Annotated in this window: 19 protein-coding genes; 11 read left to right on the plus strand and 8 right to left on the minus strand. The window is 60.2% G+C overall.

All coding sequences use genetic code 11. The annotated features are described in order from the left end of the window. Positions 1-76: 76 nt before the first annotated feature. The 5 genes from ACA053_RS06955 to ACA053_RS06975 all read left to right on the plus strand — a co-directional run bounded on the left by ACA053_RS06955 (position 77) and on the right by ACA053_RS06975 (position 5062). Positions 77-1726: a phosphoethanolamine transferase gene (locus ACA053_RS06955; RefSeq protein ID WP_497396136.1), complete on the plus strand. Its 1650-nt coding sequence runs from the start codon at positions 77-79 to the stop codon at positions 1724-1726. Between the two features lie 73 nt (positions 1727-1799). Next, on the plus strand, positions 1800-2462 hold the full coding sequence (locus ACA053_RS06960; RefSeq protein WP_497394814.1) for a class I SAM-dependent methyltransferase: 663 nt from the start codon (positions 1800-1802) through the stop codon (positions 2460-2462). A gap of 123 nt (positions 2463-2585) precedes the next feature. Beyond that, positions 2586-3719, plus strand: a complete 1134-nt coding sequence (rnd, locus tag ACA053_RS06965) for a ribonuclease D (RefSeq protein WP_497394815.1) — start codon at positions 2586-2588, stop codon at positions 3717-3719. After that, a complete protein-coding gene (locus ACA053_RS06970; protein ID WP_007898694.1) occupies positions 3716-4009 on the plus strand; it encodes a YcgL domain-containing protein in 294 nt (97 codons plus the stop codon). The genes rnd and ACA053_RS06970 overlap by 4 nt, the downstream gene beginning before the upstream one ends. A gap of 120 nt (positions 4010-4129) precedes the next feature. After that, a complete protein-coding gene (locus ACA053_RS06975; RefSeq protein WP_497334279.1) occupies positions 4130-5062 on the plus strand; it encodes a D-2-hydroxyacid dehydrogenase in 933 nt (310 codons plus the stop codon). Positions 5063-5187: 125 nt separating this feature from the next. Here the strand turns inward: ACA053_RS06975 and ACA053_RS06980 are convergent, their stop codons facing one another. Then, positions 5188-5781, minus strand: a complete 594-nt coding sequence (locus ACA053_RS06980; RefSeq protein WP_438658831.1) for a nitroreductase family protein — start codon at positions 5779-5781, stop codon at positions 5188-5190. Positions 5782-6058: 277 nt separating this feature from the next. Between ACA053_RS06980 and ACA053_RS06985 the strand changes: the two genes are divergently transcribed. After that, a complete protein-coding gene (locus ACA053_RS06985; RefSeq protein WP_109628447.1) occupies positions 6059-6508 on the plus strand; it encodes a YcgN family cysteine cluster protein in 450 nt (149 codons plus the stop codon). A 103-nt stretch (positions 6509-6611) separates the two neighbouring features. After that, positions 6612-7841 carry a hypothetical protein gene (locus tag ACA053_RS06990; protein ID WP_497394816.1) on the plus strand — a complete coding sequence of 410 codons (1230 nt, stop codon included), beginning with the start codon at positions 6612-6614 and terminating at the stop codon, positions 7839-7841. Positions 7842-7951: 110 nt separating this feature from the next. On the opposite strand, the gene ACA053_RS06995 is transcribed toward ACA053_RS06990, so the two are convergent. From ACA053_RS06995 to ACA053_RS07010, 4 genes are all read right to left on the minus strand, one after another. Beyond that, entirely contained in the window at positions 7952-8329 is a 378-nt protein-coding gene (locus tag ACA053_RS06995) for a YgaP family membrane protein (RefSeq protein WP_109628449.1), read from the minus strand. 92 nt (positions 8330-8421) lie between these two features. Next, the gene (locus tag ACA053_RS07000) at positions 8422-8892 is read right to left on the minus strand and encodes an RNA methyltransferase (protein WP_008153126.1); all 471 of its coding nucleotides are present in this window, start codon (positions 8890-8892) and stop codon (positions 8422-8424) included. Between the two features lie 212 nt (positions 8893-9104). Further along, on the minus strand, positions 9105-9476 hold the full coding sequence (locus tag ACA053_RS07005) for a YajD family HNH nuclease (RefSeq protein WP_010462132.1): 372 nt from the start codon (positions 9474-9476) through the stop codon (positions 9105-9107). Positions 9477-9524: 48 nt separating this feature from the next. Further along, positions 9525-10211 carry a spermidine synthase gene (locus ACA053_RS07010; RefSeq protein ID WP_027925870.1) on the minus strand — a complete coding sequence of 229 codons (687 nt, stop codon included), beginning with the start codon at positions 10209-10211 and terminating at the stop codon, positions 9525-9527. An 80-nt stretch (positions 10212-10291) separates the two neighbouring features. On the opposite strand from ACA053_RS07010, the gene ACA053_RS07015 reads away from it, so the two are divergent. Beyond that, on the plus strand, positions 10292-10582 hold the full coding sequence (locus tag ACA053_RS07015) for a hypothetical protein (protein ID WP_497394817.1): 291 nt from the start codon (positions 10292-10294) through the stop codon (positions 10580-10582). On the opposite strand, the gene ACA053_RS07020 is transcribed toward ACA053_RS07015, so the two are convergent. Both ACA053_RS07020 and ACA053_RS07025 read right to left on the minus strand, forming a co-directional pair. Beyond that, entirely contained in the window at positions 10579-11052 is a 474-nt protein-coding gene (locus tag ACA053_RS07020; RefSeq protein WP_109628451.1) for a cyclic nucleotide-binding domain-containing protein, read from the minus strand. The two genes, ACA053_RS07015 and ACA053_RS07020, sit on opposite strands and share 4 nt — an antisense overlap. Positions 11053-11268: 216 nt before the next feature. Beyond that, positions 11269-13323 carry a S9 family peptidase gene (locus ACA053_RS07025; protein WP_497394818.1) on the minus strand — a complete coding sequence of 685 codons (2055 nt, stop codon included), beginning with the start codon at positions 13321-13323 and terminating at the stop codon, positions 11269-11271. A 237-nt stretch (positions 13324-13560) separates the two neighbouring features. On the opposite strand from ACA053_RS07025, the gene ACA053_RS07030 reads away from it, so the two are divergent. The 3 genes from ACA053_RS07030 to ACA053_RS07040 are packed head-to-tail and all read left to right on the plus strand — an operon-like array spanning position 13561 to position 15417. Then, the gene (locus ACA053_RS07030; RefSeq protein ID WP_109628453.1) at positions 13561-14058 is read left to right on the plus strand and encodes an MFS transporter; all 498 of its coding nucleotides are present in this window, start codon (positions 13561-13563) and stop codon (positions 14056-14058) included. Positions 14059-14084: 26 nt separating this feature from the next. Beyond that, positions 14085-14861 (plus strand): class II glutamine amidotransferase, encoded by a 777-nt coding sequence (locus ACA053_RS07035; protein WP_109628454.1) that lies wholly within the window; start codon positions 14085-14087, stop codon positions 14859-14861. 13 nt (positions 14862-14874) lie between these two features. Further along, positions 14875-15417, plus strand: coding sequence for a DUF2937 family protein (locus ACA053_RS07040; protein ID WP_109628455.1), 543 nt, complete (start codon positions 14875-14877; stop codon positions 15415-15417). Between the two features lie 185 nt (positions 15418-15602). Here ACA053_RS07040 and ACA053_RS07045 read toward each other — a convergent pair whose 3' ends face one another. Continuing rightward, positions 15603-16526, minus strand: a complete 924-nt coding sequence (locus ACA053_RS07045) for a LysR family transcriptional regulator (protein WP_497394819.1) — start codon at positions 16524-16526, stop codon at positions 15603-15605. Between the last annotated feature and the right edge of the window lie 125 nt (positions 16527-16651).

Consider the following 16651-nt stretch of genomic DNA (forward strand, 5'->3'; position numbering starts at 1 on the left):
TAAAGTTAGTGCTGTCGCGGTAAATGAAATTTTCACATTTACCGAAGGCACTTCTTTTAAGGAACAGCCAACCATCATTTTGAAGTTCAAACCCGTGCGCCCGGAATGGGTGACACTGATTGCCAGCGCCTTTCTGTTATCGGGCTTTAACTTAGTGCTCTGGCAGCACCTGTTTGATATCACCGCCACGGACGGTAAAGGCATCGTCATGCGCGTCGCGTTCGGCGTGATGATCCTGGCGGCCTTCAATATTGTCTTGACCCTCCTGGCGTTCCGGAGAGTGATGAAACCGGTCTTGATACTGATTTTCATGATCAGTGCTGGAGTGGCGTACTTCATGAGTCAATACGGCGCTTTGATGGACACCGGCATGTTACGTAACTTGGCGCAAACCAACGCGACGGAAGTGCGTGACTTACTGTCGATCAAGTTGCTCGCCTATATTCTGTTGCTCGGTGTTTTACCTTCCTGGTTGTTGTGGAATATACCGGTTAGTTATCGCCGTTGGCACCGTGAGTTATTAAGTAAGGCGCTGGTGAGTGTTGCTTCGGTTGCGGTTATCGGAGGCGTCGCGCTGGTGAACTATCAGGGCCTGTCTTCGTTGTTTCGCAATCACCATGAACTGCGCCTGATGCTGGTGCCGAGTAACTACATCGGTGCAGGGTTCGGTTACTTGCGTGAGCAAGTTGTCTCCGCCCGGCAACCCTTCGTCAAAGTAGGCGAAGATGCCCAGCGAGATCCCGTCTGGCAAACCCACGGCCGTAAATCCCTGACGGTGTTGGTCGTCGGCGAAAGTGCCCGGGCCGAGAACTTCGGCATCCTCGGTTACAACCGCGACACCACACCCAATCTGGACAAGGAAACCGGCCTGATCGCCTTCACCGATGTGCATTCCTGCGGCACGGAAACCGCCGTCTCGGTGCCGTGCATGTTCTCAAACATGGGCCGCAAGAATTACAACGCCAGCACGGCGAAGAATGAAGAGGGCCTGCTGGACGTGCTCAAGCGCGCCGGTCTGGACGTGATCTGGCGGGACAATCAGTCGGGCTGTAAAGGCACGTGCGACCGGGTCACTCTTGATGATGTCAGCAACTTGAAGGACCCGGTGTTGTGCGCCAACAGTGAATGCCGTGACGAAATTCTCCTTCAAGGTTTGCAGCACTTCATCGATACGCTGGATAAAGACACCGTGCTGGTCCTGCACCAGATGGGCAGCCATGGCCCCGAATACTTCAAGCGCTACCCGAAAGAGTACGAACACTTCACGCCCGTCTGTGAAAGCAACGCACTGAATAATTGCAGCCGCGAAAGTATCGTCAACGGCTACGACAACACGCTGGTGTACACCGACCATGTGCTGTCGACCCTGATCGATCTGTTGCGCAGCAATCAGGACAAAGTCGATACCGCCATGTTGTATCTGTCGGATCACGGCGAATCCCTGGGCGAATACAACCTGTTCCTCCACGGCACCCCTTACATGCTCGCGCCGGATCAGCAGAAGCATGTGGCGATGCTGGCGTGGTTCTCCGACAGCTACCAAAAGTCGTTCTCGGTGGACACCCATTGCCTGCAACTGAGCCGCGACAAACCCCTGAGTCAGGACAACCTGTTCCATTCGATGCTTGGCCTGCTGGAGGTCAACAGCAAGGTCTACAACCAGGACCTGGACATGTTTGCCGGTTGTCGCGGTGCGGTCATCGACGGCGTCTTGGCCAAAGAGTGAGTGTTTCGACCTTTTTTTCACCTGCCGGTCGCTAACCTGCGTCCGGTACTTATTCCTACAAGAGTCATTGCACATGTCCGCGCAGCCCCCTTCCGCCATCGAGCTTGAGTTCGCCCGGCGCTACGATCAGGAACACGCCCGCGTCTGCCTTCAGCCGCGACCGCGTGGCCTGGCGGGGCGCTTGACCTTCTGGCGCGACGAGCAGCTGGTGCGCAACGCGCTCAAGGTCGCTGGCGAACCGGGTTTGATGCTTGATGTGGCGTGCGGCGCCGGACGTTATTGGCCGGTGTTGGCCGAGCACGCGAACCGGGTGATCCTCGCGTCCGATCCTTCCCAGGACATGCTCAATCACGCCCAGACTCACCATGCGCAGAGCCTGCTCGCGCGGATCAAGACGTTTCAGAGTTCGGCCTTCTCCCTTGGTTTGTCGGCGAACGCGGTCGACAGCATTTTTTGCATGCAACTGTTTCAGCACATCGACTGCCCGGAACATCGGTTGGCCCTGCTGGCGGAGTTCCACCGCGTGAGTCGCGATACGGTGATTGTGGCGGTACGGATCGATGCGCATTTCAAGCTGCGTCGACCCGGCACAGCGGGTGCTCACCCGCGACAGCTGGCCGGCAAGGCCGAGGTCGAAGCCGAATTCAGGCAAGCGGGTTTCTGCTTGCTCAGTCACCAGGACTTCCTGCCCGGGTGTGCGCGGATGCGGGTCTACGTGCTGCGTAAGGCGAGTTAACTTCCGCTTGTCAGACATTTCTTGCCGTCTGGCAGGTCTTTTCGCTAAAGCTCTTGTTCAGTGGATGCGCGGAAATCGCCGGGGGCGATATATACTGCGCGCCATTCTTCAAGGGAGAGCCGTGTGGCCATCGATATTCACTGGATTCGCGACAACGATAGCCTCGGTCAGTTTTGCGCCGAGTGGCAGCAGCTGCCATTCGTTGCCCTCGACACCGAATTCATGCGGGTCGACACCTTTTATCCGATTGCAGGCCTGTTGCAGATCGGCGATGGCGTACGCGCTTACCTGATTGACCCCCTGACCATCGACAACTGGCAACCTCTGGCCGCGTTGCTGGAAAACCCGGCCGTGGTCAAAGTCGTCCATGCCTGCAGCGAAGACCTCGAAGTCTTGCTGCGCCTGACCGGCAGCCTGCCGGCGCCGTTGTTCGATACGCAACTGGCCGCCGCTTACCTGAACCTCGGTTTCTCGATGGGTTATTCGCGGTTGGTGCAGGAAGTGCTCGGCATCGACCTGCCCAAGGGCGAGACCCGTTCCGACTGGCTGCAACGTCCGCTGTCCGACACCCAGATCAGCTACGCTGCTGAAGATGCCTTGCACCTGGCGGAGGTTTTCGTACAGCTGCGTCCGAAGCTGTCTGACGACAAGTACGCCTGGGTCCTGGAAGACGGCGCCGAACTGGTAGCCAACCTGCGCCGCGAGGTCGACCCGTACGAGGTCTATCGTGACGCCAAACTGGCCTGGAAACTCTCCCGCGCCCAACTCGCCGTGTTGCGTGAACTCTGCGCCTGGCGTGAGCGCGAAGCCCGTGCCCGTGATTTGCCGCGCAATCGCATCGTGCGTGAGCACTCGCTGTGGCCGTTGGCGCGCACGCAACCCGACAACCTCGGCGCACTGGCGAAAATCGAAGACATGCACCCGCGTACCGTGCGTCAGGACGGTGAATTTCTGCTTGATCTGATCAAGCGCTCTGGCAGTGTGTCGCCCGAGCAATGGCCGCCCGCCGTGCCGGAGCCATTGCCGGTGGACGCCGCCAACCTGGTTAAACAGCTGCGTGCGATCGGCCAGGCCGAAGCCGAGCGCTTGAACATCGCGCCGGAACTGATGCTGCGCAAGAAAACCCTGGAAGCGTTGCTTAAGAGCGGCTATCCCAACGGTCCTTACCAATTGCCTGATTCGCTGCGTGGCTGGCGCCGCGAGTTGATGGGCCAGGCGCTGCTCGACAGCCTGGCCACCGCCGGAGAACAGCCTTGAAACGTATTTGCTCCATCTACCGAAGCCTGAAGAAAAACGAGATGTACCTCTACGTGCTCAAAAGCGATGCACTGGAGCGTGTCCCGGAAAGTCTGATGGCCGCCTTCGGCAAACCTCATCACGCTTTCGACCTGGTGCTGACCCCCGAGCGCAAACTGTCGCGCGAGGACATCACCGTGGTCCTGGAAAACCTTGAGAAGCAGGGCTACCACCTGCAAATGCCGCCGGCCGAAGACGAATACATAGAACACTTGCCGGAAGAATTGCTGCGACGCAACGACCCGATGTGATCGGCAGACAGGCTCTGTTCAGAGTCTGTGTGAAACACTGGAATGATTTTGGCGATGGCCAGGGCGGCGGAGCGAAACTCCGTCGGCGGCCGTCTGCACTGTTTTTGAAAGGTTTGAACCATGCGCGTTCTGATTGCTGAACACGACCACCCTGTGTACGCCCAACTGTTGCGTCAGGCTGCGCCTGATCTGGAAGTGCTGACCAGCGGTGACTCCGCAGAACTGGCCCGCCAGGCGGCCGACTGTCCGATCTGGCTGGGCCAGCCGGATCTGTTGGCGAACCTGTTGCGCCAAGGCCACCAGCCACAATGGCTGCAATCGACCTGGGCCGGCATCACGCCGCTACTGGCCGACGGTTTGCGCCGCGATTATCGCCTGACCCGTGCGGTCGGGATTTTTGGTCAGGTCATGGCCGAATACGTTTTGACGTACATGCTCGGCCACGAGCGCGAAGTGCTGGCGCGGTTGGTCAGCCAGGTCGAGCGCAAGTGGGACAGTCGTCAGGGCCAAAGCCTGGCGGGGCGCAAGGTGTTGATCGTCGGCACCGGTGACATCGGTCAGACCGTGGCGAAGTTCCTCGTGCCGTTTGGCGTCGAGCTGTACGGCATCGCCAGCGAAGCCCGGGAGCAGGCGCCGTTTGTTGAAGTCGGCGCGCTGGCGGACTTGCCGCGTCTGGTCGGTGAAGTGGATTTCGTCATCAATCTGCTGCCCAACACACCCAACACCCACGACTTGTACGATGCGGCGCTGTTCAAGCAGTTCAAGCCGACCGGGTTGTTCATCAACGTCGGCCGTGGCGTGGCCGTGGTCGACGCGGACCTGGTGGAAGCCTTGAAAGAAGGGCATCTGGCGGGCGCGGTGATCGACGTCTGCCGCCAGGAGCCGCTGCCGCAGCGCCATCCGTTCTGGACCGCCTGGGGCTTGCTGCTGACCGGCCACAGCTCGGCACCGACCTCGCCATCGATGATGGTGAACCTGTTTGTCGAAAACCTGCGGGCGTATCAGGCGGGTGAGGCATTGCGCGGGGAAGTCGACTTCAACCGCGGTTATTAAATTCGCCCCAATCAAAATGTGGGAGCGGGCTTGCTCGCGAAAGCGGTGTGTCAGTCAACCATTATGCTGACTGACACATCGCTTTCGCGAGCAAGCCCGCTCCCACATTGGTTTTGCGGTGTGGCTTAGAGGGTGAAGTCGCCTTCGGCGGCCAGTTCGCTCAGCGGGCGGCGCGGGCTTGGTTCTTCGCGGGCTTGCAGGTAATCGGCCAGCGTTGCCTTGTCGCCCAGTTTGCCCACGGCCACCGCTGCGTGCAGTGCATAACCTTCAGGAATGTTCAGCTCCTTGCGGGTCAGGTCCTGATCGAAACCGGCCATGCCGTGGGTGTGCCAGCCGCTGATGCTCGCTTGCAACGCCAGGTGGCCCCAGGCCGAACCGGTGTCGAAGGTGTGCCACAGCGCCGGGGTTTCTTCGGTGGCGCCGGGGACGGCGAAGGTGGTTTTGGAAATCACGATCACCAGCGCCGAGGCGTGTTGTGCCCAGCCACGGTTGAATTCGTTCAGCAGGCCCAGAAATCGTTCCCAGTTCGGCGTGTCGCGACGCGCGTAGAGAAACCGCCAAGGCTGCGAGTTGTAGGCCGATGGCGCCCAGCGCGCGGCTTCGAAGAAGCTCAGCAAGGTTTCTTCGGGAATGGTTTCGCCGGTGAAGGCGCGGGGCGACCAGCGATCGGTGAACTGAGGGTGGATCGCATAATCGGCAACGCGTGGATTTGCACTCATCAAGAGTTTCCTTGCTTCGTCTGAAAGTGAGGGTCGTCTAAAGCCTGCGGGCGCAGTTGAGCTGAGCGCTAAGGCTTTCGAGAGCCTGGCAGTTCACCTGAATGCAACGCGGCTAAGCGTTAATGGCATTTGGGCATGGCTCCTTGCGACTGGCAAAGCTACGTGGCGGCGCAAAAACTGACAAGCCCCGTTATACCGGCAGTCGCCAATGCTTGGCCCGCAAGTGCCTTGGCACTAGACTGGCGGCCTTTTCACCACCTGATGTTGATGCTGAGCCATGGCCGCCAAAGTCGAACCCTTCTGGATACGCAAAACCCTCGATCAACTCGATCCGCAGGAGTGGGAATCGCTGTGCGACGGCTGTGGCCTGTGCTGCCTGCAAAAGCTCGAAGATGAAGAGGACAACTCGGTCTATTACACGCGCATCGCCTGCAAGCTGCTGGACCTGAAAACCTGCCAGTGCACCGACTACCCGAACCGCCGCGACTTCGTCCCCGATTGCATCCAGCTCACGCCGGGCAAGGCTGACGAGTTCAAATGGCTGCCGCCGACTTGCGGCTATCGTCTGGTCAGCGAAGGCAAGGACTTGCCCCTGTGGCATCACCTGGTGTGCGGTGATCGCGATGCGGTGCACCACGAACGTATTTCCCAGTCCGGGCGCATGCTCGCCGAAGGCAGCGTGGCCGAAGACGACTGGGAAGATCATCTGATTTTCCGGGCAGGCTGAATGCCCACTGCATGTGTGGCAGCCAACAGGCAGTAACGACAAAAAAAAGGGGCCGCCAAGCAGCCCGGCGCGAGCACGTTCGCTCGCCACAACAGGAGTGTGTATGGCTGTGGGATTGCGGCGGGCGTTGGCCATTGGGCTCTTGGCCCTGAATTCGTCCGCGTGGGCGGCGAAGAAGGTCGATCTGGATTACCACGTGCGCCTGTTGCCGCAAAGCGATCAGGCCGAAGTGCGGCTGACGCTGGCCCAAGGCTCGGCGGTGCGCAGTCTGGATTTCGATCTGGGCGACGGCAGCCACTACAGCGACTTCAAGGCCGACGGCCAATGGCAGCTCACACCGGGCAAAGAGGCGCGCGGTGTCTGGCGTCCGGCCACTGACAAGGCCAGCCTGACTTACCGCGTGCGCATCAGCCATGGGCGCAAGAGCGGCAGCTTCGATACGCGCATGACCCCGACTTGGGCGCTGATGCGCGGCGACGACCTGGTGCCGCCGGCCAAACTCGATCAGCAGGACGGCATCGAGCTGGTGTCACGCCTTGAATTCGAATTGCCCACAGGCTGGAAAAGCGTCGAAACCGCTTGGCCGCGCATCGGCAAGAACAAATTCCGCATCGACAACGTTTCCCGTCTGTTCGACCGGCCCACCGGCTGGATGCTCGCCGGCCACCTCGGCAGCCGTCGCACCAGGCTTGGGGAAACCGAAGTCACCGTCGCCTCGCCTCAGGGCCAGGGCATGCGCCGCATGGACGTGCTGACGCTGCTGACCTTTGTCTGGCCGCAGGTTCAAGCGGTGTTCCCGCGTCATCCCGCCAAACTGTTGATCGTCGGCGCCAACGACCCGATGTGGCGCGGCAGCTTGGCTGCGCGTGAGTCGATCTATCTGAACACGCGCCTGCCGCTGGTCAGCGAAAGCGGCTCCAGCGCGGTGGTGCGTGAACTGGTGCAGGTCTCCGGGCGGATCAACGACAAACAGCGCAGCGACTGGATCAGCGAAGGGTTTGCCGAGTATTACTCGATCGAACTGATACGCCGCGCCGGTGGCATGAGTGATGAGCGCTATGAAAGTTTGCATGGCAGGTTGGTCAAGGACAGCCAGAAAGTCACCACGTTGCGTGGCGAACAGGTGAACCCGGCGCAGGTTTCAAAAGCGGTGTTGTTACTGCAGGAACTGGATCGCGAGATTCGCTTGAAGACGCGCAACAAGCGGTCGCTGGATGATGTGTTGCGTGGGGCGATGCATTTGGAAAGTGTGGATACCAAGGAGTTTGTTCAGCTCGCCGAAAGTGTGATTGGCGAGTCTTCCAAGGTGCTTGATACCGAGTTGCTTCAGTAACGCCGCCTTCGCGGGCAAGCCTCGCTCCTACAGGACACGTGTGATCACGCCAATTCTGTGGGAGCGGGCTTGCCCGCGAAGAGGCCGTCAGCCTCAGCGAAAATCCCGGATCAGACCCCGGTTTTAGGCGACTTCAACGAATCATTACCCGTCACCGTAGCGGTATTGGTCGCCGCCTCGGCATTCGCCTTCAACTTGCTCAATTCTTCCCCGGCCCGCTCGATCTTCGCCCGAACGGTGTTCATGTCCTGACGGCTTTTCTCCAGCAGGCTTTTGGCCGAGCTGTGCCCGGTAATCCCGCGAGCCAGTGCTACACCGCCGATCGCCACCTGGATCAACCCGAAAATACCGCCGCGGCGCAGGCCCTTGCCCACCATCAGCACGCCACCGGCAAGCGAGCCAACGCGCTCCCAGCCGTGAACGTTTTGCTCGGAATGGGTCTGGAACGGGGTGGATTCGATGCGTTCTACGCGTTTGAGTTCGCTCATGATCTGTCTCCAGGCAGGAAAGGCTGCTTCAACAATAGATAGTTAAGCTGACTGCCGTGGCGGTCCGCTTGTTCCATCGAATGTGCGGTGATTCAGCGGAATTTTGCCCCGGAACGGGTATTGAGCCCCTTGGACATGCGGTCGTAGAGCACGACGTTGACTGTGGCGGCCAGGTTCATGCAGCCAGTGGTCGGGATGTAGACCACGTCTTCGCACCAGTCGCGAATCTCTTTATCCAGCGAACCGTCTTCCGGGCCGAAGATGTACAGCGCGCGGTCCGGGTGGGTGTATTCCGGCAGCGAACGAGCGCCTTCGACCAGCTCCACCGCGACGGGCACGCAGCCTAATGGCAGGATTTTCTTCAAGTCGTCGATGCCAATCAGCGGGATGTCATAGTGGACGCGCTTGGTGTCGGTGACGAAGTCGGCAGCGCGTTCATAACGCTTGCCGGTGTAGAACACGGACGCCACGCCATAGCAGCCGGCGGCGCGCATGACCGAGCCGACGTTTTCCGGTGATTTGGGGTTATACAAACCAATGCAGCTGTACCGTTTGTCTGCCACGAGCGGGGTGCCTTCGGGGAAAAAACGGCGATTATACGGGGATTGGGGGAGGGGTGTCGGGTTTGGAGATTGGTGGTGTCTGAACAATTGCTATCGCTAGCAGGCTAGCTCCCACATTCGATCTTGGGCGTTCACACATACTCATGTGCACAGAAGATCCCCTGTGGGAGCTAGCCTGCTAGCGATGAGGAAAGTTGGGGCACTGAAGACCTTCAGTCGTCTTTCTTCATCAGACCAGCCAACGCCGCAAACGGGTTATGCGTCGCCTTGGCGATTTTCGGCGTGCTCAGCGAACCTTCGTGAAAATACTGCTGGTCGGTGTACCGCGAGTGTTCGTTGTCGTGGCAATACAGGCACAACAATTCCCAGTTCGAGCCGTCCTGCGGGTTGTTGTCGTGGTTGTGGTCGCGGTGGTGCACGGTCAGTTCGCTCAGGCGCTTGCCGGAGAACTCGCGGGCGCAGCGGCCACACACGTGCGGGTACATCTTCAGGGCTTTGTCGCGGTAACCCATTTCCTTGTCGCGCTGGTTGTCGGCGAGGATGCGATCCAGCTTCGAGGTATTGGTCGGCGTTGACGAACTCATGGGTTCACCTTTGTAAATGACTAATGACGGTTATGACGTGAGTTTAGCTCAGCCCTTGAGCTTCTCGGCAATCCAGATGGTGTGGCGCGTGCCTTTGTTGCCGTGGGCGAAGACCTGGACTTCCTCGGCCTTGAAACCGGCTTTCTTCAGTTTGTCGGAAAACTGCTTGTCGGCGCTGGCCGACCACACCGCCAGCACGCCTTTGGGCCGCAGGGCCTTGGCGCAGGCGCTCAGGCCACCGGCGGAGTAAAGCCAGCTGTTGGCCCGTTGGGTCAGGCCTTCGGGACCGTTGTCGACGTCGAGCATGATCGCGTCGAAACCTTGTGGTTCGGCTTGCAGGACTTTGGCCACGTCTTCCATGCGGATCACAGTGCGCGGGTCGAGCAGCGGATTTCCGGCTTTCTCTCCCAACGGCCCGCGATTCCACTCCACCACGCCAGGCACCAGCTCGGCGACCACCACTTCAGCGGTCTTGCCCAAATGCTTGAGGGCCGAGGCGAGGGTGAAACCCATGCCGAGACCGCCGATCAGCACCCGCGAGTTCGGCCGGCCCGCCACTTTGCGGCACGGAATCTCGGCGAGGGCATCTTCGGAACCGTGCATGCGCGTGTTCATCAACTGCCCGCCGTCACCGCCCTGGATCTTGATGACGAAATCCTCGCCATACTCGAACAGGCACAAGGCGCCGCCGTTTTCAGGGATAGGGGCGGTGTCGAGCAGAACGAAACGTTTCATGGAAATCTCAAATTGGGGGAAGGCAAACAGAGGCAGTTGGGAGTAGCCTGCCAATGACAACAAGGCCAACGGAGCCATTGATGAAGCGCACCATTCTAACGGTCATTGCCTTGGCCGCGCTCTCGATAACTGCAGTGCAGGCCCAGCAGTTGCAACCCGTACCGATCACCCCGGCGCCGATACCTGGTTCGCCCGGCACCGCGACCCCGACGCCGTATCCGCAAATAACCCCCTCCACCGCACCCCGGACCGGGCCTGGCAGTGGCGGCCCGCCGTTGGTGCCGATCGAGATGCCCAGCCCTCCGACCAAGGATCAACCGGTACCGGGGATTGAACCGAACAACACGAAAACCAAATCACCCGGCGGTTAAACCTGTTGCGAGAGCAGTTGGCCGTCGGCCATGCGCAGGCGTTTGGAGAGTGCGACGGCGAGGGCGCGGATGATTTTGGCGGCGATTTTCGGCGCATCATTGATCATCTTTTCCAGGGAGTCCTTGCCCAGGTTCAGCAACTGACAGTTACTGGCGGCCACGCAACTGGCCGAGCGGCGTTCGCCATCGAGCACCGCCATTTCGCCGAACGAGCGACCGCTGCGCAAGGTGGCCATGTTCACCAATTGCCCGTCGCCGCTGGTCTTCTGCACCGACACCTGGCCTGTGTGGATGATGCACATGAAGCTGCCGGCATCACCCTCATGGAAAATCTCTTCGCCTTCGGGGATGGTGCTGATGCTGAAGTAGCCGGAGGCGGCGGCGAAGTCCGCCGGCAGCAGTTGATCGAACAGGCCGCAGTCCATCAGCCAGTCGCGGATTTCGTTGTTCAGTAAGGTCGGTTCTGACATGTCGGCACGGTCTTTTTTTTGTGTCTGTTCTATTCCGGGATTTGGATTCACTGCATATCCCTGTGGGAGCGGGCTTGCCCGCGATGACGATGTAACAGCCAACATAAATGTTGAATGTAGGGGCCTCATCGCGGGCAAGCCCGCTCCCACAGGGGGAGGTGTGCAGCCTCGGGCTCCGGTGTCTGGTCTTAAGACCAGCGCACCGGGCCAAGTTCCTCAGGCAATCCCCAAAACCTTGAAAACAAATGCGTATTCGAGTGCTACGTCACGCAATCCCTGATAACGACCGCTCATCCCGCCGTGCCCGGCGCCCAGTTCGGTCTTGAGCAGCAGGGTATTAGTGTCGGTTTTGGTCGCGCGCAATTTGGCCACCCACTTCGCCGCTTCCCAGTACTGCACGCGGCTGTCGTTGTAGCCGGCAATCACCAGGGTCGCCGGATAGGCTTGCGCGGTGACGTTTTCGTACGGGGCGTAGGCCTTGATCCGATCATAAACATCCGGCTCTTCAGGATTGCCCCACTCGTCGTATTCCGTGACGGTCAGCGGCAGGTCCGGGTCGAGCATGGTGTTGAGCACGTCGACGAACGGCACTTCAGCGATCGCCGCGCCAAACAGCTCCGGCCGCTGATTGAGCACCGCGCCGATCAGCAAACCACCGGCACTGCCGCCACTGATCGCCAATTGCGCTGACGTGGTGAAGCCGTTGTCGATCAAGTGCTCGGCACAGGCAATAAAGTCGCTGAAGGTGTTGTTCTTGTGTTCCTGCTTGCCGGCGCGATACCAGGCTTCGCCCAGTTCGCCGCCACCACGCACATGGGCGATGGCAAACGCCACGCCGCGATCCAGCAAACTCAGACGGGCGTGGGAGAACCATGGGTCGAGGCTTTCGCCATAGGCGCCGTAGCCGTATAGATACAGCGGCGTCGGCTGTCCAAGTGCTTCGCGTTTGACGACATAGCTGATCGGCACTTGTGTGCCATCGGGTGCCGTCGCCCACAGGCGCTGGCTGACGTAGGCGTCGGCGTCGAACGGGCCGAGCACCGGGGTTTCCTTGAGGACTATCTGCTCACCACTGTCCAGCTCAAGCTGGCGGATCTGCGCCGGACGGTTCAAAGCCTCGTATCGCAGGCGGATCCTGTCGCTGACAAATTCCAGGCTGTTCTGCACATGCAGGCTGTACGCCGCATCCGGCAGTTGCACGCGGTAGCTCGGCAGGTCCTGCGGATGGACTTCAATCACCGGCAAGCCGCCGACCCTCAGACTCAGGGTCATGGCGCCGACGTTCAGGCTCATGCCCTCGATCATCGTGCTATCGCTGTGTGGGATCAGGTTCTGCCAGTCGGCCTCGGTCGGCGCAACGCCTGTATCGACGGCGGTGTACAGGGCGAAGTTGATGCCGTCGCGGTTGGTGCGAATGAACCAGGCCCATTCACCGTTCAGCGTGCCGTGATCGACGTCGTATTCATGGTCTTCAACCCGTGGCGCCAGGCAGGTAAAGGCCTGCTGCGGCTGCGAGGCGTCGAGGGCCCAGACTTCGCTGGTGGTCTTGCTGCCCAGCGACAGCAGCAATTGCTGCTCGGAACTGGAGCGGTAGCAATGCAGGAAGAAGCGACCGTCCGGCTCGTTGAACACTTCTTCGGCCGCCGTGCCGTCGAGTCGATAGCGCAACAGTTTGTGCGGACGGTGGGTGTCGTCCAGTTCGCCGAAAAACAGCGTCAGGCTGTCGTTGGCCCAGGTCATGCTGCCGTCGCAGTCCTGGAACTCCAGTTCGCTGACACGACCGTTGGACAATTCCTTCACGAACAGCGTGTAAATCTCATCGCCCGTGGAGTCGATGCTGTAGGCCAGGCGCTGGTGGTCCGGGCTGATGCTGAACGCGCCCAGGGAGAAGAAGCCGCCATTGGCCAGTTCGTTCGGGTCCAGCAGCAGTTGTTCCTTGCTTTCATCGAGCTGCAGGCTGTCATCGGCCGGACGCGGGCAGCGGTAGTGGCGGGCGTATTCGTCTCCGGCGGTGGTGCGCGTGTAATACAGGAACGGGCCCCAAGGGGAGGGCAGCGACAGGTCGGTTTCGAGAATCCGGCCCTTGATCTCCTCGAACAGGGTTTCGCGCAGCCCGGCCTGATCGGCGGTTTGTGCTTCTTGATAGCGATTTTCAGCCTTGAGGTAGTCGAGCACCGCGTCGGTGTCGCGCTCCTGCAGCCAGGCATACGGGTCAGGGCCGTCGGCCTTGTGGGCAATCGGGGCGCTGGTGACGTTGGCGGATAAGGGCATGAAGGACTCTCGGACGTTGTACGGAATAGGGCGCGCGCGTGTCTTGATGCCGCTGCAAATCCCTGTGGGAGCGGGCTTGCTCGCGAAGGGGCCTGCACATTCAACATCTGTGTTGGCTGACACACCGCATTCGTGAGCAAGCCCGCTCCCACAGGAGTCAGGCGTAGCGGCCAGGCATTGGAGCAAGCCTGACGGGCGAAAAGTCGTTACTATAAGCGCCTCTTTGCCTGCCTTGCCATGGACACCATGACCGAGAACGACTATCTGATCGCTTGGGGCCTCTACGCCTTTGCCGCTTTAGGCTGCCTGTTGGTGTGGATGCGCATCACCCGCTGGATGTGGCGTTGGCTGCGTGAACCGCTGCGGCTGCTGGTTGCCGTGCTGCTGTTCAGCCCGACCATCATCGATCCGGTGAAGGAAAAAGTGGCCCCGGCCATCGCCATCACCGCGCTTGATCTGCTGTTCAAGGTGGGCAATAACGCCTGGCGAGCGGTTTCCGATCTGTTCATGTACGGCATGATCGCCTTCGGCATCTACCTGGTTTTCGTGCTGATCCGTTTCCCGCTCGAACGCGCCTCCAACGCTCGCAAGGAACAGGCAGCCGCCGCCAAGGCCGCGGCCCGGGCCGACGATCCTGACGACGATCATCCGTTCGGCGGTGCCGGCGATGATCGTTACGGTCGGCCGCCAGTGCCGAGCAACCCTCAGCGTTTGCGGGTCGAACCGCGTTTGTAACCCGGCCTTGAAGCGAGAATCCGAGCATGTGTGAGTTATTGGGCATGAGCGCCAATGTGCCGACCGATATCGTGTTCAGCTTCACCGGGCTGATGCAACGCGGTGGTCGCACCGGCCCGCACCGTGACGGTTGGGGCATCGCCTTCTACGAGGGGCGCGGCCTGCGGCTGTTTCAGGACCCGGCCGCGAGCTGCGAGTCCGAAGTGGCAAACCTGGTGCAACGCTATCCGATCAAAAGCGAAGTGGTGATCGGGCACATACGTCAGGCCAACGTCGGCAAGGTCTGCCTGTCCAACACGCACCCTTTTGTGCGTGAACTGTGGGGCCGCAACTGGTGTTTCGCCCACAATGGCCAGCTCGCGGACTTTCAACCGATCAAAAGCTTTTACCGCCCCGTTGGTGACACTGACAGCGAAGCGGCGTTTTGCGATCTGCTCAACCGGGTACGTGCAGCGTTTCCGGAACCGGTAGAAATCGAAGCGCTGCTGCCGGACCTGGTGGCTGCTTGCGCCGAATACCGCAGCAAAGGCGTGTTCAATTGCCTGCTGAGCGACGGCGACTGGCTGTTCTGCTATTGCTCGACCAAGTTGGCCCAGATCACCCGTCGTGCGCCATTCGGCCCGGCGCGGTTGAAGGATGTCGATGTGATCGTCGACTTCCAGGCCGAAACCACGCCCAACGATGTGGTCACGGTGATCGCCACCGAACCCCTGACCGAAAACGAAACCTGGACCCGCTACGAACCGGGCCAATGGAGCCTCTGGCGACGCGGCGAATGCGTCAGCCAGGGCAAGACCGAATAAGGACTCACCCCTCATGTTGCTCAGTTATTTACGGCTGGTGTTGTTTGCGGCGGGCTTGTTGATCGGTGTCCAGGTGCCGGGGTTCATCAGCGATTACGCGAAACGGGTCGAGGCGCATCTGATCGAGGCGCAGACCGGCTTGAGTGGTTTCCAGGGCACGGCCAATCAATTCTTCAAAGGCGATATGCAGGCGCTGGTCGCTCATTACCGTGCCAGCGAAGACCCGATTTTCCGCAGCGACGCAGAGAGCCTGAGCACCTTGCTCACCCGTCAGTTGGCGCTCGATAAACAGTTCCAGGCCATGCAGGGCCCGTGGTACATCCGCGTCCTGCAGGTTGCGCTGGCGGCTGATCCGGATATTCGTAAGGAAACCTGGAATGGCTACAGCTACCAGATCCTGCTGACACCGGAAGCGATGATCTGGGGCATGAGCGGCGCGTTGCTGCTGTCCTTCGGCATCGAATGCCTGTTCCGTCTTATTGACTGGGTGGTGCTGGGCGGCAAACGACTGCGCCAGAGCCGTCCGATTGAAGATCGGGATGTGCGCGGCCTGTAAGGGGTCCAATGCGATCCCTGTGGCGAGGGAGCTTTTGTGGCGAGGGAGCTTGCTCCCGCTCGGCTGCGCAGCAGTCGTAAATCCGGAAAATGCGGTTTGCCTGGCGCACTGAGGGTGTCTGTTTCGGGGCTGCTGCGCAGCCCAGCGGGAGCAAGTTCCCTCGCCACAGGGTTTGTGTATCAGGTTTAGACGGTTGGCTTGCTGAGGGAGATGTAGTCCTCGCCCACCTTGCGCGCATACCCCTCCAGCACCTGCTGACACAACGCGACAATCTCCTCGACCCACTCCACGCCCACTCGCCACGACACCACGACCTGCAAATTAGGCAGCTGTTGATCGATAGTCAGCAAGGTCAATTCCCCCCGCGCCAGCTCCTCGGCCACCAGGACCGGCGGCAACGCGCCAATCCCGAATCCGTCGCGCAGCAACCGGGTAATCGCCGACACCGAATTCACGCAGTTCAGCCGGGGTGTCATGACCCCGTTCGCCTGCATCAGACCCAGAATGTCCTGATGCGGATGGGAGTTTTTCGAGTAAGTAATGATTCGCTCCCGAGCCAGGTCGGCAATGCCTGTGTACTCGCGGTTGTAGATCGAGCTACTGGCCACGATCCACCCCATCGGATGGCTTGCCAGCTCCAGGCTGCGCACGCTTTCCTGGCGCACCAGGTCGGTTTGCAGGATCAGATCGAGAAAGCCTTTTTGCAGCTGATCGCAGAGGTTGAGCGCCGTATCGGCCACCAGCTCGATCTCCACCAGCGGATAGTGATCCATCATCTGTGCCACCAACGGGCTCAGCCAGGTGTGAATCACCGTGTCCATCACACCGATCCGCACGCGTCCGACCTTGCTCGAGCGCGTCTCGATCGACTGCTTGAGGGCCTGCATGGTGTCCATCATCTGCTCGGCGTATTCGAGCACTTTCAAGCCTTCCGGCGTCAGGCTCACTCCGCGCGAGTCGCGCAAAAACAACTTCACCCCGAGCTCGCCTTCGAGCACCGCGATGCGGCTGGAAATCGACGCCTGGGTGGTGAAGAGCTTGTCTGCCGTCAGGCGAAAACTCTTGAGTCGGGCGACCCAGACAAAGGTCTCGAGAAACTTCAGGTTCATGGGATTTGCTCGGGGATAAAGAATTCTTATGTCTAGGGCGGGGTTTTATTAGTTGGACGCAACAGGGCCGGGCGCCCAAAAATCAGGCCATCCGGTTCCCACGATAGGCGTCGTCGGGGCTCAGA

It is taken from the genome of Pseudomonas sp. LBUM1672, assembly GCF_059695655.1.

Coding starts and splice junctions, on each gene's coding strand:
- ACA053_RS06995 (WP_109628449.1), bottom strand. CDS start 8,329: ATGAGCGAACTCAAACGCGTAGAACGCATCGAATCCACCCCGTTCCAG.
- ACA053_RS06990 (WP_497394816.1), top strand. CDS start 6,612: ATGGCTGTGGGATTGCGGCGGGCGTTGGCCATTGGGCTCTTGGCCCTG.
- ACA053_RS06980 (WP_438658831.1), bottom strand. CDS start 5,781: ATGAGTGCAAATCCACGCGTTGCCGATTATGCGATCCACCCTCAGTTC.
- ACA053_RS07035 (WP_109628454.1), top strand. CDS start 14,085: ATGTGTGAGTTATTGGGCATGAGCGCCAATGTGCCGACCGATATCGTG.
- ACA053_RS07015 (WP_497394817.1), top strand. CDS start 10,292: ATGAAGCGCACCATTCTAACGGTCATTGCCTTGGCCGCGCTCTCGATA.
- ACA053_RS07020 (WP_109628451.1), bottom strand. CDS start 11,052: ATGTCAGAACCGACCTTACTGAACAACGAAATCCGCGACTGGCTGATG.
- ACA053_RS06985 (WP_109628447.1), top strand. CDS start 6,059: ATGGCCGCCAAAGTCGAACCCTTCTGGATACGCAAAACCCTCGATCAA.
- ACA053_RS06975 (WP_497334279.1), top strand. CDS start 4,130: ATGCGCGTTCTGATTGCTGAACACGACCACCCTGTGTACGCCCAACTG.
- ACA053_RS07005 (WP_010462132.1), bottom strand. CDS start 9,476: ATGAGTTCGTCAACGCCGACCAATACCTCGAAGCTGGATCGCATCCTC.
- ACA053_RS07045 (WP_497394819.1), bottom strand. CDS start 16,526: ATGAACCTGAAGTTTCTCGAGACCTTTGTCTGGGTCGCCCGACTCAAG.
- ACA053_RS06960 (WP_497394814.1), top strand. CDS start 1,800: ATGTCCGCGCAGCCCCCTTCCGCCATCGAGCTTGAGTTCGCCCGGCGC.
- ACA053_RS07030 (WP_109628453.1), top strand. CDS start 13,561: ATGGACACCATGACCGAGAACGACTATCTGATCGCTTGGGGCCTCTAC.
- ACA053_RS07025 (WP_497394818.1), bottom strand. CDS start 13,323: ATGCCCTTATCCGCCAACGTCACCAGCGCCCCGATTGCCCACAAGGCC.
- ACA053_RS07040 (WP_109628455.1), top strand. CDS start 14,875: ATGTTGCTCAGTTATTTACGGCTGGTGTTGTTTGCGGCGGGCTTGTTG.
- ACA053_RS07010 (WP_027925870.1), bottom strand. CDS start 10,211: ATGAAACGTTTCGTTCTGCTCGACACCGCCCCTATCCCTGAAAACGGC.